Below are 16,595 nucleotides of genomic sequence, written 5' to 3'. Positions count from 1 at the left end.
GTCCTCATCACCCCTACGAGGGGTCGCAACTTCCACCCGGACGCCCACACGTTCCACTCGGTGCCGTCCTCATCACCCCTACGAGGGGTCGCAACACGGCGGACCAGACGAGAAAGCTCCCGTCCGTCTGCACGTCCTCATCACCCCTACGAGGGGTCGCAACCGGAAGTCATCTGCGGCTCAGTCGGGCACGTCGTCATGTCCTCATTGCCCCTGCGAGGGGTCGCTACTTTGCGACCGAAGTCTTTGGGATCGCGGGCTGCTGGTGTGCGGCCCGGCGGTTCGCCGCCCGGGGACCGGCGCCCACGCCGCACGCGCCGGGCGGCGTGGCCGGCGGGCCGTGGCGGCGGCGCGCAGCGCCGCCGCTCTTGATCCCAAAAAGCTGAATTCGGCAATGATCAGTGGAGCGGCCTTGTCGCCCAGATCGGCGGTAGGTAGTGCGCTGGGCGTGTGGCGATGAGGTGGGTGCGTAGGTGTCCGGTCACGGTGGCGGACAGACCCAGGACTTCGGCCAGACGGCGGAAGGTGAGGAAGTCGATGCCGCGGGCGGCGGCGTCGCGTTCGTAGGCGCGGGCCTTGCGGTCGAGGTCTTCGGTGATGGTGGTGTGGGTGGCGGGCCGGTTTCTGGTGGCCTTGGCGCGTTCGTAGTCGATTTCGGAGAAGCCGCACAGGGTGCGGGTGATCTCCTCGGCCTGGTCCAGGGACGTCGTGTGCTGGATGGCTCGGGCTGGGGTGTTGATACTCAGAGCTTGGGCGAGGGTGAGCCGGTAGGCGTTGGGGCTGTGGTCGGTGAGGGTGACCGGTAGGCCGCTGTCGCGGACTTCGGCGGTGCCGCGTGCGCCTCGGGCTGCTGCGGCCAGCAGGGCGGTTGCCTCGGAGGGGTGCCAGTCGAAGACGTGGGCGTAGCGGTCGGCGTCGGCCTGGTGGAGGCGAGCGGCCATGGTGTTGCCGACGCGGGCCAGGACGTCGGGCTCGGGTATCTCGCCGTCGAGTCCGGGTCCGGCGATCAGGACGCCCACGGGGATTCCGAGGTCGTGGCAGGCGGACAGTGCCAGGGCGTCGGCCAGGGGGCTGCGTAGTCCTGGTTCGTCGCCGTGGGCCAGGGCATCGCCTCCGACATCGATGACCTCGGCGCGGGGGACGGCGAGCAGGGCGGCCAGGTCGCGGAGCTGGGCGCGTAGGCCGGTGGCGCCGTTCGTGGGGTCGAGCAGGACAAGGGTTGCGTTGATCTCGGCTGCCAGACGCGGCAGCGTGGATCCGGCCGGGGGGATCGGCCGGGTGTCGGGGGTGATCGCGGTGACGTGTTCGCCGAGTCGGTGCAGGCCGGTGAAGTCCCTGGCACTGCGGGGGCCGGGCAGTGGATCTATGAGCAGGCGATCCCATGCGAAGGTCGCGATGTAGGCCGGTTCGCTGCTGGTGGCGGCGTGGATGATGGCGGCGGCCAGGGCGTCGCCTCCTCCTCCGGCGGCAACGTAGAGCCGAGTCACGGCTTGCACTCTAGGCCCTGGCCCGTGATCAGTGGCCAGTATGGTGGCTGGTGGCATTATCCACTTGTGAGTGAGGCGGGAACGATGCCGGAGCTGGAGCAGTCCCTACCGAAGTACTTGCAGATCGCGGGCCATATCCGCGATCGGATTCTGCGCGGTGATCTCCAACCTGGAGACGAGGTCCCGTCCGAACGGCAGATCGCGTCGGAGTGGAACGTCTCGCGTCCGACCGCGACGAAGGCTCTGGAGGCGCTGCGGGTTCAGGGACTGGTGGAGTCCCGGCGCGGGTCCGGGACCTACGTGCTCAACAGGTACGACCTGAACCGGCGGGCACGCGAGCGGTACCAGAAGGCGGATCAGACCGGCCGGATCTATCCGCCGAACGAGCGGGCGGAGATCGTGGCCGCCGAGATCGTGGAGGCACCCGCACACGTGGTCGAGGCACTGGCGCTGGGGAGTGGACAACGGGCGGTGCGCCGACACCGGATCACCTATCGCGATGATCAGCCGGTGGAGACATCGACGTCCTGGTATCCGGCGGACATCGCGGATCGCGCTCCTCGGCTGGTCGAGCGTGGCCGGATCCGTGAGGGCACGCTCGCCTACGTGGAGAGCACCACGGGCCGGCGGGCTCGGCACGCATACGACCGGGTGGCCGCACGGCTGGCCGGTGAGGAGGAGCTGGCCGTGTTCGGTCTCACCGGTCCAGCCGCCGTGCTCGTCGTCCGGCACGTGGTGTTCGACCTGGACGAACGGCCGTTGGAGTTCGCCGAAGCCGTCTACCCGCCGGACGCCTGGACCTACGAGCAGCAGTACACGATTCACTGACCTGCGCCGTCTGAGGATTCCTTAGGACCCCTTGCCCACCCCAAGTGGCATATGCCACTCTGTCAGAGCTGGCATATGCCACTAGCCAGATGACCAAGTGGCTAGGCGCATGTTCAGCGCGGACGAGATCACCAGGCGAGGTGAGATGAGCGACGGGCGAACGGCCAAGGAATGCCCCTCGTGCAAGGGGCGTGGCTGGAAGTGGGTGTCCGCGAGGCGAAGCCTGCTGGTACGGCGGGCTGCTCTCGGGAGCGGGCCGGAACCGAACCTCCGGCGAACGCAATGCCTGTGGTGTTCGCCTTCTTCTCGGGCGACGGCGGCCTGATTGGGCTGCGGGGCCGGCGGCGTGGTGGATGGTCGGCGCGGCAGGTGACTCCTTCGGTCGGCCGTACCTGGAGGGGAGGCCATGCCGCTGCGTCGCCGGTTCCCGCTTCGAACGGGTGGGGAGTGGACGCGATGGGTTTTGATCGGGCGCGGTTTGAGGCGGCGAACGTGCGGGTGGCGTTCGGGCCTCGCCGGTTGCATCTGGCGGCGCTGGATGCGGTGCTCGCCGGGCGGCAGGAGCTGGCGTGCGGGATCGTGGCGCGGAGCGGCGTGCCGATGTTGACCGTGGTCGCGGTGGGGGCGGCGCATCGGCCGGTCGAGGTGGGCTGCGACTACCTGAACGGGGCGTGGCTGTTCACCTGGGCCGACAGCGGGAAGCCGATCGGGCCGGTCACGGATCTGGCGAGGGTGGCCGATCAGGTGGCCGCTGCGTTGACCGGGAACGGGGCGGCCCGGTGAGTGGGCGGGACAGGGCCGGTCCGGCCGTGGGGGAGGTGGGCGTGCAGGTGCTCTACCTGCGGGCGGTGATCCGGGTGTACGGGCCGTGGACGACGTCCCAGACGATCAGCGCGGACGAGCGGGCGTTGGCGGTGCGGCGGGTGCGTTACGCCGGTGACCTGCTGGCGGACCTGGAGGCCCGACTACCGCGCAACGGGGTGGGGTGATGGGGCGGGCCGGTGCGGCGCGTGATGTCCGGCGGCTGTTGGAGGCGGGTTTGCGCCTTGTCCACCTCGGGGCTGAGGGAACCGGGATCAGCGAGCAGGCGTTCTTGGAGGTGGAGCGGCTGGCCGTCGAGTTGTCTCGTCGGCATGGTCGGTTGCGGTTTGTGGGGATGCTGGCGGTCGTCGTGCAGCGCGGGGTGGGGGAGCTGGCGCGGTTGACCGGCCGGTCGCCGGAGGACATCGCCGCCGAGCACACCGGGTTTTGCCCTGATCGTGGGCTGCGGGAGTGGATGGCCGAGGTCATGCGTGCCCCGGCCGGTGCCGCGTGGTCGCCGCCTCCGGCGGATGCGCCGATCGCTCCGGCGATGGCGCTGGTGCATCTGCATGTGACGGTGTGCCTGGCCCTGTGCGGTGCGCCGGATCGATGATCCTCTCTCGTAGGGCCTGGTTGAACGTCCTGGTCGGGGGTGGGGGCGGGTGGCTAGTGTGGGGTGGTCGTGTTGTCGAGTGGTCGGGTGGTTTCGATGGCGGCTGGTGGCGCGTTCGTGCCGAAGTATGTGCAGATCGTGGAGACGCTGCGCCGCCGGATCAAGGACGGCACCTACCCGATCGGCTCCAAGCTGCCCTCGGAGGCCGATCTGGTCCGTGAGTTCGGCGTCTCCCGCCCCACCGTGGTGCGGTCCTTGCAGGAGATGGCCCTGCTGGGTGAGATCGAACGCGAACACGGCCGCGGCTCCTTCGTCAGGGCGGTCGCCGAGAACCGCGAGGAACGGCGGCCTGCCCTGGCGGTACTGGACCGGCAGGAGACCGACGACTCGGTCAAGGTCGTCCAGGTCGGCCCGGAGGCGGCCCCGGCCCGGGTGGCGGCCCGGCTGGGGGTGGTGGAGGGGGCGCGGGTGCATCTGCGCCGCTCGGTGAGCTTCCTGGACGCTGACACGCCCGGTGAGGTCGTGTCGGTGTGGACTCCGCTCGACGTCGCCAAAGCGGCGGGCCTGGAACCCTCCGGACCACTGACCGTGCCGCTGCGGCGGCTGCTGACCGCCGGCACCGGCGAACGCCTGTCCCACGTGACAGAACTCCTCACCGCACGCCACCCGGTCGGCTCAGAAGCCGAACTGCTCGGCATCGCGCCCGATGAGCCGGTGCTCGGGGTGCTGGCCTCGGTCGTGGACGCCACCGACCGCGTGGTCCTGGTGGTGGAGGTCGTGCTGCCCGGCTCCCTGCACGACCTCGAAGACACCTACTCCTTGTGATCTAGATCACTTAAATGACTCACATCACGCACGTACATTGGATAGCAACTCGACAATACGAGTGGTCGAGAAGAGGCTAGGTGATTGTATGGATAGCACTCCTGATACGGGATCACCGATGGTCAAGACGCTTCCGCCACTGGCGCGCGAGGTGGTCGAGGCCGTCGCCATCGAACACGGCGTGTGCATCCGGCCGGTACCGATGCGCCGGGTCAACCTGCACACCGGCGAAACCGAACGGGTGGACGTGCCCTGCGGCCACACCCTCGCCTCGGTCTGCCCACCGTGTGCCGAGCACAAGCGCAAACTCCGCGCCGTCCAATGTGCCCAGGGCTGGCACCTCGACTCCGAACCCGTCATCGAGCGGGCCGACCCAGATGCCGAACAGCGCTACCTGATCGAGTTGCGCGCCAAGGCCCAGGCCCGGCGGGATCGCGTCGAGGTCCACGGGCCGGACGACGGCGGAGACCTGGCCTGGTGGGATGGCCTCCTCCTGGAACTGGACCGGGAGATCGAGCGGGCCGGGGTGGTCGGCACCCTCAAGACCGGTGACCAACCTTCTCGGCGGACCCGCTCGACCCGGCGGCGTCAGGACGTCCCGGACCTGCCCCGGCGGCCGGTGGAGAACCGCACGGTCGGGCGAACGTTCCTCGGCCGTGGCGGCAAGACCTTCCGGCCGTCGATCTTCCTCACCCTCACCCTCGACAGCTACGGCAAGGTGCGGGCGGACGGTACGCCGGTCGATCCGGCCACCTACGACTACCGGCGGGCGGCGCGGGACGCGCTGCACTTCTCCAAGCTGGTGGACCGGTTCGTGCAGAACCTGCGCCGGTTCGTCGGCTTTGACGTGCAGTACTTCGCCACTGTCGAACCGCAACGCCGGTTGGCTCCGCACCTGCACATGGCGATCCGCGGGACGATCTCCCGGGCGGAACTGCGGCAGGTGGCGGCGGCCACCTACCACCAGGTGTGGTGGCCTCCCACCGACACCGTCGTCTATCCGAACGGGCGGCTGCCGGTCTGGGACGCGGCGGCCGGTGACGGTGGCGGCTATGTCGATCGTGATACCGGCGTGGTGCTGCCCACCTGGGATGAGGCGCTGGACGCGATCGGCCAGGACGACGCGGCCGAACCCCTGCACGTGGCCCGCTTCGGCGAACAGGTCCACGCGGAGGGCGTGCTGGCAGACTCGCCGGACGCGCGGCGCTGTATCGGTTACCTGACCAAGTACCTGATCAAGAACGTGGCCGAGTGCCACACCGCGCAGAGCGACGCGCAGCGGGCGCACGTCGAGCGACTGGCCGACGCGTTGCGGTACGAACCGTGCTCCCCGACCTGTGCGAACTGGCTGCGCTACGGCGTCCAGCCCAAGAACCCCCGGCCCGGCCTGGTCCCCGGCTTCTGCAAGGGCAAGGCACACCGCCGCGAACACCTCGGCTACGGGGGCCGGCGGGTGCTGGTCTCCCGCCGCTGGTCCGGCAAGACCCTCGCCGACCACAAGGCCGACCGCAAGGCGTGGGTGCTGGCCCGGCTGGCGGAGGCCGGGATTTCGACAACCCGGCCTGAGGACCCGACCGGCGTCTACGTCTGGGAGCGTGCCGGGCCTGGTGACCCGGACGTCAAGCCGTTGGATCACCGGCTCCTGGTCCTCATCGAGGAACGCGTTCGGCAACGTGCCCTGCTCGACCAAGCAACCCAGACGATCACCGATCTTTCGGCAACCGGGAGGGCGGCGTGAGGGGCGGTCACCTGGCAGAGGCGAAGTTGCTGACGGTTCCCGAGGTCATGGCGGCCCTGCGGCTGGGTCGCTGGAAGGTCTACGACCTGATCCGATCCGGCGAACTGGAGTCGGTCACGGTCGGGCGGGCTCGGCGGGTCCCCGCTGATGCCCTCGACAGGTTCATTTCCCAGCTCAGAGAGGATGCGGCCTGATGGCGGACGGCAAGCGGCCCAGACAGCGGGCGAACGGTGAGGGGACCATCTACGAGCGCAAGGACGGCCGGTGGGAGGGCGCCGCCTACGTGCTGACGACGGACGGCACGTACAAGCGGGTCCGCATGTACGGCAAGACCCGTGAGGAGGTCCACGGCAAGCTGGTCGAGGCCCAGCAGCGGTCCAACCGGGGCGTCCCGGTCGCGGACAAGCCGTGGAAGCTGGGCGAGTACCTGGACTACTGGCTTGAGCACATCGCCCGGCCCTCGACCCGGTGGAACACCTACAAGAAGTACGAGCAGACGGTCCGGCTCTACCTCAAGCCCGGTCTCGGCAAGCAGCGGCTCGACCGGTTGCGGGTGGCCAAGGTGCAGACGTTCCTGAACGAGCAGATCAAGGCCGGTCACTCGGTGGCCAACGTCCACATCATGCGCATGGTCCTGGGCGCCGCGCTCACGCGGGCGATGCGCGAGGAACTGATCACCGTGAACGCGGCCCGGCTGACGACCTTGCCGCCGACACCTGGCCGCAAGGTCAAGCCCTGGTCGGCGGACGAGGCGCGGGCGTTCCTGGCCGCTGCGCGTACCGAACGGCTGTACCCGGCGTTCGTCCTGCTGCTGGTCTACGGCCTGCGGCGCGGTGAGGTCCTCGGCCTGTCCTGGGACGACATCGACCTGGACGAGGAGGTCATGCGGATCGAGTGGCAGATGCAGCGGGTGGACGGCCAGCTCACCCGGACGCCGGTCAAGACCGCTGCCGGTCGTCGGCACCTGCCGTTGCTCCCGATCGCCAGGGAAGCGGTGATCGAGCTGGCCGAACGGCAGATGTTCGCCCGGCGCCGGGCCGGTGACGACTGGGAGGAGACCGGCCTGATCTTCACCACCCGCAACGGGCGGCCGGTGGAGCCTCGGAACCTGGCGCGCGTCTTCGAGCGGATCTGCGATCGGGCGGGCCTGCGCCGGATCCGGCTGCACGACCTACGGCACACGTCGGCGTCGCTGCTCAAGAAGATGGGCGTCCCGCCCAGCGACGCAAAGGAGATCTTGGGCCATGCGCGTATCTCGGTGACGCTGGAGATCTACACCCACGGCGACAGCGAAAGCCACCGTGACGGGCTCGGGCGCGTGGCCGGTGAGCTGTTCGGAGATCGGGAAGACTGACGCCGTTGCCGTCACCGTTGCCGTCAGAAGCCCCCACCGGATACCCGGCGGGGGCTTCTGTAGTGGTGGGCCTAGGTGGACTTGAACCACCGGCCTCATCCTTATCAGGGATGCGCTCTAACCGACTGAGCTATAGGCCCCGGGTGCCGCCGTTCGGCGGGTACGGGAGAGGAGATTACCCCATCTCGGGGGGCAACCTGAAATCGGATTTCGTGGCTGCCCCTCCAGAGTACCCGCGGGCGGCGTGGTGTGGGCTACTCGGCCTCCTTGAGGGTGACCTCGACGCCGCCGACCAGGTCGGCGGCCAGGTTGTAGATGACCGAGCCGACGGTGGACAGGGCGGTGATGAGCAGGACGTTGAGGGCGCCGACCAGGACGGTGTAGCCGAAGATGCGGCCGAAGCCGAACCAGCCGCCGGCGTCGACGCCCGTGGTGGACTCGTTCTGGTCGCGGGTGAGGTCGTTGACGGTCTCGCTGATCGCGTCGAAGACGCCGAGGCCGGACAGGATCACGTACAGGACCACGACGGCCACCAGCAGCACGATGAAGGCGACCAGCGACATCACGAAGCTGAACTTCATCACCGACCAGGGCTCCAGCCTGGAGAGCTGGAGCTGGGCTCGGCGCGGGGACTTGCCGCCGGAGCCGCCGAGCCTGGCGACCGCCCGCTTGGCCTTGCCTGCGGCACCACCGGCACCACCGGGGCCGCCGGGACCACCGGCCCCGGCCGGGCCGCCCGCGCCGGGGCGGCCCACGGGCACCGGAGCGCCTCCCTGGGGGGACGGGGGGGCCATGTCCGGAGCGCCCATGGGCTTGGATGCTCCGGACGGGCCAGCGGACGGGCCAGCGGACCAGGCGGGCTCCGAGTCTCTGACCGGGGCGATGCCCTCCGGACGGGTGGCGTCGGGGAAGGACGCGCCGCCCTTGGCCGGGCCGGACGGCGACGCCGGCCCGGACGGCTGGGCGTCGCCCTTGGCCGGGCCGGTGCCGTTGGCGCCGGGACCGGTCGCGGGGTCGGTCTCCGAGGGACGGTTCGTGCTCTTGTTGGGCTGAGTGCTCACTCGTCCTCCTCGCGGCCCGGCGAGCTCATGCCCGCGGGTCGCTGCGACGCCCGGCCGGTCGCGTCAGTCACTGTGGATTCCTTCCCCCCGCCTCGGGGTCGCCCGTCTCGGGCTCCTCCATGGACTCTACGTTCCTCGCGATGGCGACGATGCTGTCACCTTCCGCGAGGTTCATGAGCCGTACCCCCATGGTCTGGCGGCCCGACTGCTTGATCTCGCCGGCGGTCGTCCGGATCACACCCCCGTTGGAGGTCATGGCGAAAACACCGTCCTCCGGACGGACCATGAGCGCCCCTACCAACCTGCCGCGATTTTGCACGATCTTAGCGGTGAGAACGCCCTTACCTCCCCGGCCTTGCACAGGGTATTGGTCAACGGGGGTGCGCTTGGCATAACCGCCCTCGGTGGCCACCAGCACATCCTCCTCGCCGTCGTGGACGACGTGCATGTCCAGGACGTGGCCGGAGTCGAAGCGCATGCCGATCACGCCGCTGGTGGCGCGGCCCATGGGGCGCAGCGACTCGTCGTCGGCGTGGAAGCGGATGGCCTGCGCGCCGGTGCTGACCATCAGCAGATCGTCGGCGGGCGAGACCAGCCGGGCGGCGATCACCTCGTCGTCCTCGGCGAGGTTGATCGCGATGATGCCGCCGGTGCGCGGGGAGTCGAAGTCGGTCAGCGCGGTCTTCTTGACCTTGCCCTGCTTGGTGGCCAGCACCAGGTACGGGGCGACGGAGTAGTCGCGCAGGTCCAGCACCTCGGCGATGTGCTCCTCGGGCTGGAAGGCCAGCATGTTGGCCACGTGCTGGCCGCGGCTGTCGCGGCCGCCCTCGGGCAGCTCGTAGGCCTTGGCCCGGTAGACCCGCCCCTTGTTGGTGAAGAACAGGATCCAGTGGTGGGTGGTGGTGACGAAGAACTGGTCGACGATGTCGTCCTGCTTGAGCTGGGCGCCGCGCACGCCCTTGCCGCCGCGCTTCTGCTCGCGGTAGGCGTCGGTACGGGTGCGCTTGGCGTAACCGCCGCGGGTGATGGTGACGACGATGTCCTCTTCGGCGATGAGGTCCTCGTAGGAGACGTCGCCGTCGAAGGGGATGATGTCGGTGCGCCGCTCGTCGCCGTACTTGTCGACGATCGGCACCAACTCCTCGCGGACGATGCGCCGCTGCCGCTCCGGGGAGGCCAGGATCTCGTTGTAGTCGGCGATCTCGGCCATCAGCCGGTCGTACTCGTCGGTGATCGCCTGCCGCTCCAGGGCGGCCAGCTTGCGCAGCTGCATGTCCAGGATGGCCTGGGCCTGGATCTCGTCGATCTCCAGCAGCCCCATCAGGCCCTGCTGGGCGGCCTGCGCGGACTCCGAACGCCGGATCAGCGCGATGACCTCGTCGATGCGGTCCAGCGCCTTGAGCAGGGCGCGCAGGATGTGGGCGCGCTCCTCGGCCTTGCGCAGCAGGAAGCGGGTGCGGCGGACGATGACGTCGATCTGGTGGTCGACCCAGTGCCGGATGAACTGGTCCAGCCGCAGGGTGCGGGGCACGCCGTCGACCAGCGCCAGCATGTTGGCGCCGAAGGTCTCCTGGAGCTGGGTGTGCTTGTAGAGGTTGTTCAGCACGACCTTGGCGATCGCGTCCCGCTTGAGGACGATCACCAGCCGCTGGCCGGTGCGGCCGGAGGTCTCGTCGCGGACGTCGGCGATGCCCTCCAGCTTGCCGTCCTTGACCAGCTCGGCGATCTTCAGCGCCAGGTTGTCCGGGTTGACCTGGTACGGCAGCTCGGTGACGACCAGGCAGGTGCGGCCCTGGATCTCCTCGACCTCGACCACCGCACGCATGGTGATGGAGCCGCGGCCGGTGCGGTAGGCGTCCTCGATGCCCTTGCGGCCGACGATCAGGCCGGAGGTGGGGAAGTCGGGGCCCTTGATCCGCTCGATCAGGGCCTCCAGCAGCTCGGTGTCGGAGGCGGCGTAGTTGTCCAGGTACCAGAAGACGCCGTCGGCGACCTCGCGCAGATTGTGCGGCGGGATGTTGGTGGCCATCCCGACGGCGATGCCGGCCGACCCGTTCACCAGCAGGTTGGGGAAGCGGGCGGGCAGTACGTCCGGCTCGGAGGAGCGGCCGTCGTAGTTGGGGGAGAAGTCGACGGTCTCCTTGTCGATGTCCCGCAGCATCTCCATGGCCAGCGGGGCGAGGCGGCACTCGGTGTACCGCATCGCCGCGGCGGGGTCGTTGCCGCGCGAGCCGAAGTTGCCGTTGCCGTCGACTAGGGGGTTGCGCATCACCCACGTCTGGGCGAGGCGCACGAGGGTGTCGTAGATGGCGCTGTCGCCGTGGGGGTGGTAGTTCCCCATGACGTCACCGACGACGCGGGCGCACTTGAAGTACCCGCGGTCGGGACGGTAGCCGCCGTCGTACATGGCGTACAGAACGCGGCGGTGCACCGGCTTGAGGCCGTCACGCACCTCCGGCAGCGCGCGGGCGACGATGACGGACATCGCATAGTCGAGATAGCTGCGCTGCATCTCGACCTGGATGTCGACCGGTTCGATGCGCTCGCCCGGTCCACTGCCCCCGGTGGTCACTTCCGTCACTGTCAGGACCTCTTCTTACGTGTAGACGTCGGATGGCCGCCTGCCGCCGCCCGCGCGATGCGCACGCCGGCGGCCCGGGGCACTAGATGTCGAGGAAGCGCACGTCCTTGGCGTTGCGCTGGATGAACTCGCGGCGGGGCTCGACGTCCTCGCCCATCAGGACGCTGAACAGCTCGTCGGCCTGGGCGGCGTCGTCGAGGGTGACCTGCAGCAGCACCCGGTGGGCCGGGTCCATGGTGGTCTCCCACAGCTCGTTGGCGTTCATCTCGCCGAGGCCCTTGAAGCGCTGGACGCCGTCGCGGGGGCGGGGGTCGCGCTTGCCGGCGGCGATGCCGGCCTCGATGATCTGGTCGCGCTCAGCATCGGAGTAGGCGTAGTCGGCGTCCTGGCCGCGCTGGTCCCACTTGATCTTGTAGAGCGGGGGCTGGGACAGGTAGACGTGCCCGGCCTCGATCAGCGGCCGCATGAAGCGGAACAGCAGCGTCAGCAGCAGCGTGTTGATGTGGTGGCCGTCGATGTCGGCGTCCGACATCAGGATGATCTTGTGGTACCGCAGCTTGGCGATGTCGAACTCGTCGTGCACCCCGGTGCCCAGCGCGGTGATGATCGCCTGCACCTCGTTGTTCTTGAGGATCTTGTCGATCCGCGCCTTCTCGACGTTCAGGATCTTGCCGCGGATCGGCAGGATGGCCTGGAAGTGCGGGTTGCGGCCGCCCTTGGCCGAGCCGCCGGCCGAGTCGCCCTCGACGATGTACAGCTCCGAGCGGGCCGGGTCGGTGGACTGGCAGTCCGACAGCTTGCCGGGCAGCGAGGTGGACTCCAGCAGGCTCTTGCGCCGGGTCAGGTCGCGGGCCTGGCGGGCGGCGATCCGGGCGCGGGCGGCCTGGCTGGCCTTGCTGATGATCTCCTTGGCCTGGCCGGGCTCGCGGTCGAACCAGTCCCGCAGGTGCTCGTTGACGACCTTCTGCACGAACGAGCGGGCCTCGGTGTTGCCCAGCTTGGTCTTGGTCTGGCCCTCGAACTGCGGGTCGGCCAGCTTGATCGAGATGATCGCGGTCAGGCCCTCGCGGACGTCCTCGCCGGCCAGGTTGTCGTCCTTGTCGCGCAGCAGGCCCTTGTCGCGGGCGTACCGGTTGACGATGCCGGTCAGCGCCGAGCGGAAGCCCTCCTCGTGGGTGCCGCCCTCGGCGGTGTTGATGGTGTTGGCGAAGGTGTGCACCGACTCCGAGTACGAGCCGCTCCACTGCATCGCGATCTCCACCGACATGCCCTCGGTGTGGTCCTCGAAGGCGATGACGTCGGGGTGGACGGCGTCCTTCTTGGCGTTGAGGTAGCGGACGAAGTCGGAGATGCCGCCCTCGTAGCAGTAGTGCACCCGGCGGGGCTCGTCGCCGCCGTCGCCGTTGAGGTGCTCGGGACGCTCGTCGGTCAGCGTGATGGTCAGGCCCTTGTTGAGGAAGGCCATCTCCTGCATCCGCCGCGACAGTGTCTCGAAGTTCCACTCGAGGGTCTCGAAGATCTCCCCGTCCGGCCAGAACGAGATGGTGGTGCCGGTGGTGTCGGTGGGCTCGCCCTTGGCCAGCGGCGCCGTCGCCCCCCGCCAGGTGTAGGACTGCCGCCACACGTGCCCATCGACCCGGACCTCGGCGTCCAGCCGGGTGGACAGCGCGTTCACCACGGCCGAGCCGACCCCGTGCAGGCCGCCGGAGACCGCGTAGGACTTGCCGTCGAACTTGCCGCCGGCGTGCAGCGTGGTCAGCACCAGCTCGATCGCCGGGCGCTTCTCCACGGGGTGCTCGCCCACAGGGATGCCGCGGCCGTTGTCGGTGACCCGGACCCCGCCGTCGGCCAGCAACGTCACCTCGATGGTGTCGGCGTAGCCGGCCAGCGCCTCGTCGACGGAGTTGTCGACGATCTCGTAGACGAGGTGGTGCAGCCCACGCTCACCGGTGGAGCCGATGTACATGCCCGGGCGTTTGCGAACCGCCTCCAGGCCCTCGAGGACAGTTATGGAACTAGCGTCGTACGCCAAAGGAGATCCTCCTGCCGGGGATGCCCGCCGCCGCATACGCCGCCCTTGAGAGAGTGCGTCCGGCGGTCGTGGTGTGCCCCGTAACACACTGAAAGGGTGTCCGCTGGTCTTCGGTACAGACCTCGGACGACCCGCGACGGCGCAGCATCCTGAACCCGACCCCATTCTACCCGGGCCGTACGTCAAAAAGGGCCACTCACGAGCGCTAGGAGCGCGTTTGGCGGACGATCGCGCCGTCAGACGAACCCCCCCATGCACCCGGGGGGCTTCTCTGGCCTACGTGGCGCTGGCCGCGAAACTCATCAGTAAGCGACCGAACAGATGTTCAGCGGCCCGGCAAGCCCCCGGACGGGGCCTCAGCGCACCCGCCAGCCGCCCGTCCGGCGCGGCCCGGAGGCGGGCCCGACGACCTTCACCCGGCGGACCGTGCCGTGCCCCAGCTCCTCGTTCAGCCGCCGTACGAGCTGGCTCGCCAGCAGCCTGACCTGCTGCGCCCAGGCGTTGGAGTCGGCGACGACGGTCAGCTCGCCGTCCTCGAACCGCTCCGGCCGGGTATGCCGGGCCAGCTCGGGGCCGACGATCCCCGGCCAGTTGCCGAACACCCCGCCGACCGCGGCCCGCTGCTCCCAGCCGCGGGCGGCCAGCAGCTCGCGGATCGCCGCGCCGAACGGCTTGGGGTCGCCGCCCCGGCCGGGGTCGCGCACGGGTTTCGGACGGCCCCCGCCCTTGCGCCGGCCCTGGCCCGGCACAGTCCCCCGCTTGAGGGCGTCGGCGCGGGCCTGTGCGAGCGCCTCGCGGGCCAGCTCGATGCCCGACTTGCCGGAGGCGGGCGCGGAGTCGTGCACAGCCTGTGGATCGTCGCCGGAGTCAGCGTTCACGCTTCACCTCTCCGTCCTCCACGGTGAACGAGGCACCGCTCAGCTCGGCGGGCACGTCCTCGGGCACCGCGGCGGTGATGAGCACCTGCTCGGCCGGGGCCACCAGCTCGGCCAGCCGGCGGCGGCGACCCGTGTCCAGCTCGGCGAACACGTCGTCCAGGATCAGCACCGGATCGTCGCCGTCGGCCCGCAGCAGCTCGAAGGCGGCCAGCCGCAGCGCCAGCGCGAACGACCATGACTCGCCGTGGCTGGCGTACCCCCGCGCCGGCATCTCCCCCAGTTGCAGGACCAGCTCGTCGCGGTGCGGACCGACCAGGCTCACTCCACGTTCCAGCTCCTGCTTGCGGGCCTCGCGCAGCGCCTCCTCCATGAGGGGCGCCAGCTCGTCGCGGCCCGCGCGCTCCGGCCCGGCCGGCAGGCGCTCGCCCAGCGAGCTGCGGTAGCCGAGCGAGGCGGCGCCGCTGCTGGGGGCCAGGGCGCTGTAGGCCTTGGCGACCAGCGGGCCCAGGTCGGCGACCAGGCCGAGGCGGGCGGCCAGCAGCTCGGCGCCGGTACGGGCCAGATGGGAGTCCCACACGTCCAGCGTCGCCAGCACCTCCGGGCCGGGGGCACGGCGGTGCGCGGCGGCCGACTTCAGCAGGGCGTTGCGCTGCTTGAGGACGCGGTCGTAGTCGGCGCGGACCCCGGCGAACCGCGGCGCCCGCGCCGTCAGCAGCTCGTCCAGGAACCGGCGCCGCTCCCCCGGGTCGCCCTTCACCAGGGCCAGGTCCTCGGGGGCGAACAGCACGGTGCGCAGCATCCCCAGGATCTCGCGCGGCCTGGGGACGGGGGAGCGGTTCAGCCGGGCCCGGTTGCTCTTACCCGGATTGATCTCCAGCTCGATCAGCGCCCTGCGGTCCTCGCGCACCACCCCGGCCCGGACGATCGCGCGCGGCGCCCCCTGCCGGATGAGGGGGGCGTCGGTGGCCACCCGGTGGCTGGCGTGCGCGGCGACATAGCCGATCGCCTCGACCAGGTTGGTCTTGCCCTGCCCGTTGGGGCCCACGAACACGGTGACCCCCGGCGCCAACGCGATCTCCGCGGTCGCGTACGAGCGGAAGTCCTGGAGCGACAGGTGGGCCACATGCACGGAACACGAGGGTAGGGCAGCGATCCGACCATCGCGGTCCACACGCGGCCCACGGCCGGTCCGCGCCGGACGCGAACACCCGTCCACAGGCATGTGGACGGGTGTGGACGATCTTCCCGAGGGGGCGGCGTCAGGGGGCCGGGGGAGTGACGTCCGCGCCAGGGGAGTCGGCGCCCTTGGTCGCCTCCGTCGCGTGCCCGCCGAACTGGTTGCGCAGCGCCGCCACCACCCGCATCGCCTCCGACTCCTCCTGCCGGGAGGCGAACCGGGCGTACAGCGCGGCGGTGATCACCGGCAGCGGCACCGCATGGTCGACGGCCGCCTGCACCGTCCAGCGGCCCTCGCCGGAGTCCTGTGCGTAGCCGCGGATGCCGTGCAGGTCGGGGTCGGCCTCCAGCGCGCGGACCATCAGGTCCAGCAGCCAGGACCGGATGACCGTGCCCTCCTTCCAGCTGCGGAAGGTGTCGGTGACGTTGGTCACCAGCCCACTGGCCTTGATCAGCTCGTAGCCCTCGCCGAAGGCCTGCATCATGCCGTACTCGATGCCGTTGTGGACCATCTTCACGAAGTGGCCCGCCCCGACCGGCCCGGCGTGCACGAAGCCGTACTCGCCCTCCGGCTTGAGGGTCTCGAAGATCGGCATCAGCCGCTTCACATGCTCTTCCTCGCCGCCGACCATGAGGGCGTAGCCGTTGTCCAGCCCCCACACCCCGCCGCTCACGCCGCAGTCGACGAAGCCGATGCCCTTGGCGGCCAGTTCCTCGCCGTGCCGCTGGTCGTCCACATAGTGCGCGTTGCCGCCGTCGATGATGACGTCCCCGGCCTCCAGGATCTCCCCAAGGCTGTGGATGGTCTGCCGGGTCGGCTCCCCGGCGGGCACCATCACCCAGACCGCCCGGGGCGCCGGCAGCCGCTCCACCAGCTCCCGCAGACTGCCCACGTCGCTGATGTCCGGGTCGCGGTCGTACCCGACGACCGTGTGGCCGCCGCGGCGCAGCCGCTCGGCCATGTTCCCGCCCATGCGGCCAAGCCCGATCATCCCGATGTGCATCGGTTCAGTCCCTCTCCAACGTGCCGATAAGACGGGCCGCTCAGCCGGGTCGTCCCGATGGGCATGGCTCGGCTCCCACCCGTCATGTCCTGGGCCTGTCGTTCGCCGCCCCGGGCTCCGTCCCGTGTCCATGGTCACGAGACCGGGGCCCGGGGGGCGGTTCCCTGCGGCGGTGGCCTGGCCGCGCGCCCTGCCACCGCGTTCCCGTGGTCGGGCT

15 protein-coding genes and 1 tRNA gene are annotated in these 16,595 nt (G+C 70.1%); 8 read left to right on the top strand and 8 right to left on the bottom strand.

Translation table 11 applies throughout. From position 1 onward, the window contains the following. Positions 1–398 precede the first annotated feature (398 nt). The gene (locus tag C4U03_RS28315; protein WP_200827526.1) at positions 399–1,487 is read right to left on the bottom strand and encodes a DUF1152 domain-containing protein; all 1,089 of its coding nucleotides are present in this window, start codon (positions 1,485–1,487) and stop codon (positions 399–401) included. A 66-nt stretch (positions 1,488–1,553) separates the two neighbouring features. Between C4U03_RS28315 and C4U03_RS28310 the strand changes: the two genes are divergently transcribed. The 8 genes from C4U03_RS28310 (at position 1,554) to C4U03_RS28275 (ending at position 7,646) form a co-directional block, all read left to right on the top strand. Continuing rightward, entirely contained in the window at positions 1,554–2,315 is a 762-nt protein-coding gene (locus C4U03_RS28310; RefSeq protein WP_200827525.1) for a GntR family transcriptional regulator, read from the top strand. A gap of 456 nt (positions 2,316–2,771) precedes the next feature. After that, positions 2,772–3,098 (top strand): hypothetical protein, encoded by a 327-nt coding sequence (locus tag C4U03_RS28305; RefSeq protein WP_103941863.1) that lies wholly within the window; start codon positions 2,772–2,774, stop codon positions 3,096–3,098. A gap of 41 nt (positions 3,099–3,139) precedes the next feature. Then, entirely contained in the window at positions 3,140–3,304 is a 165-nt protein-coding gene (locus tag C4U03_RS41330) for a hypothetical protein (RefSeq protein WP_200827524.1), read from the top strand. Then, positions 3,304–3,729, top strand: a complete 426-nt coding sequence (locus tag C4U03_RS28295; protein WP_103941858.1) for a hypothetical protein — start codon at positions 3,304–3,306, stop codon at positions 3,727–3,729. Before C4U03_RS41330 ends, C4U03_RS28295 begins: the two co-directional genes overlap by 1 nt. A 96-nt stretch (positions 3,730–3,825) precedes the next feature. Next, positions 3,826–4,554, top strand: a complete 729-nt coding sequence (locus tag C4U03_RS28290) for a GntR family transcriptional regulator (protein WP_103941856.1) — start codon at positions 3,826–3,828, stop codon at positions 4,552–4,554. A gap of 118 nt (positions 4,555–4,672) precedes the next feature. Further along, on the top strand, positions 4,673–6,292 hold the full coding sequence (locus C4U03_RS28285; RefSeq protein WP_103941854.1) for a replication initiator: 1,620 nt from the start codon (positions 4,673–4,675) through the stop codon (positions 6,290–6,292). Further along, positions 6,289–6,486, top strand: a complete 198-nt coding sequence (locus C4U03_RS28280; protein WP_235018215.1) for a helix-turn-helix domain-containing protein — start codon at positions 6,289–6,291, stop codon at positions 6,484–6,486. The genes C4U03_RS28285 and C4U03_RS28280 overlap by 4 nt, the downstream gene beginning before the upstream one ends. Then, entirely contained in the window at positions 6,486–7,646 is a 1,161-nt protein-coding gene (locus C4U03_RS28275; protein ID WP_103941852.1) for a tyrosine-type recombinase/integrase, read from the top strand. The genes C4U03_RS28280 and C4U03_RS28275 overlap by 1 nt, the downstream gene beginning before the upstream one ends. A 63-nt stretch (positions 7,647–7,709) precedes the next feature. Here C4U03_RS28275 and C4U03_RS28270 read toward each other — a convergent pair. The 7 genes from C4U03_RS28270 to gnd form a co-directional block, all read right to left on the bottom strand. Further along, positions 7,710–7,786: transfer RNA gene (locus C4U03_RS28270), tRNA-Ile, on the bottom strand. A gap of 114 nt (positions 7,787–7,900) precedes the next feature. Next, positions 7,901–8,707, bottom strand: coding sequence for a DUF3566 domain-containing protein (locus tag C4U03_RS28265; RefSeq protein ID WP_235018214.1), 807 nt, complete (start codon positions 8,705–8,707; stop codon positions 7,901–7,903). Between the two features lie 67 nt (positions 8,708–8,774). After that, complete coding sequence (gene gyrA / locus C4U03_RS28260; RefSeq protein WP_103941850.1) at positions 8,775–11,288, bottom strand: DNA gyrase subunit A; 2,514 nt, start codon at positions 11,286–11,288, stop codon at positions 8,775–8,777. 82 nt (positions 11,289–11,370) lie between these two features. Continuing rightward, positions 11,371–13,320, bottom strand: coding sequence for a DNA topoisomerase subunit B (gyrB, locus tag C4U03_RS28255; RefSeq protein WP_456119807.1), 1,950 nt, complete (start codon positions 13,318–13,320; stop codon positions 11,371–11,373). A 356-nt stretch (positions 13,321–13,676) separates the two neighbouring features. Further along, positions 13,677–14,198 carry a DUF721 domain-containing protein gene (locus C4U03_RS28250; protein WP_235018213.1) on the bottom strand — a complete coding sequence of 174 codons (522 nt, stop codon included), beginning with the start codon at positions 14,196–14,198 and terminating at the stop codon, positions 13,677–13,679. Continuing rightward, entirely contained in the window at positions 14,188–15,420 is a 1,233-nt protein-coding gene (gene recF / locus C4U03_RS28245) for a DNA replication/repair protein RecF (protein ID WP_407701460.1), read from the bottom strand. Before recF ends, C4U03_RS28250 begins: the two co-directional genes overlap by 11 nt. A gap of 37 nt (positions 15,421–15,457) precedes the next feature. Beyond that, positions 15,458–16,378, bottom strand: a complete 921-nt coding sequence (gene gnd / locus C4U03_RS28240; RefSeq protein WP_103941842.1) for a phosphogluconate dehydrogenase (NAD(+)-dependent, decarboxylating) — start codon at positions 16,376–16,378, stop codon at positions 15,458–15,460. Positions 16,379–16,595 lie beyond the last annotated feature (217 nt).

This window comes from Thermomonospora echinospora, from assembly GCF_900108175.1.
Taxonomy (GTDB): domain Bacteria; phylum Actinomycetota; class Actinomycetes; order Streptosporangiales; family Streptosporangiaceae; genus Thermomonospora; species Thermomonospora echinospora.
The sequence above is the reverse complement of the archived record's forward strand: the minus strand, read 5'-3'. Positions and strand labels throughout refer to the sequence as shown.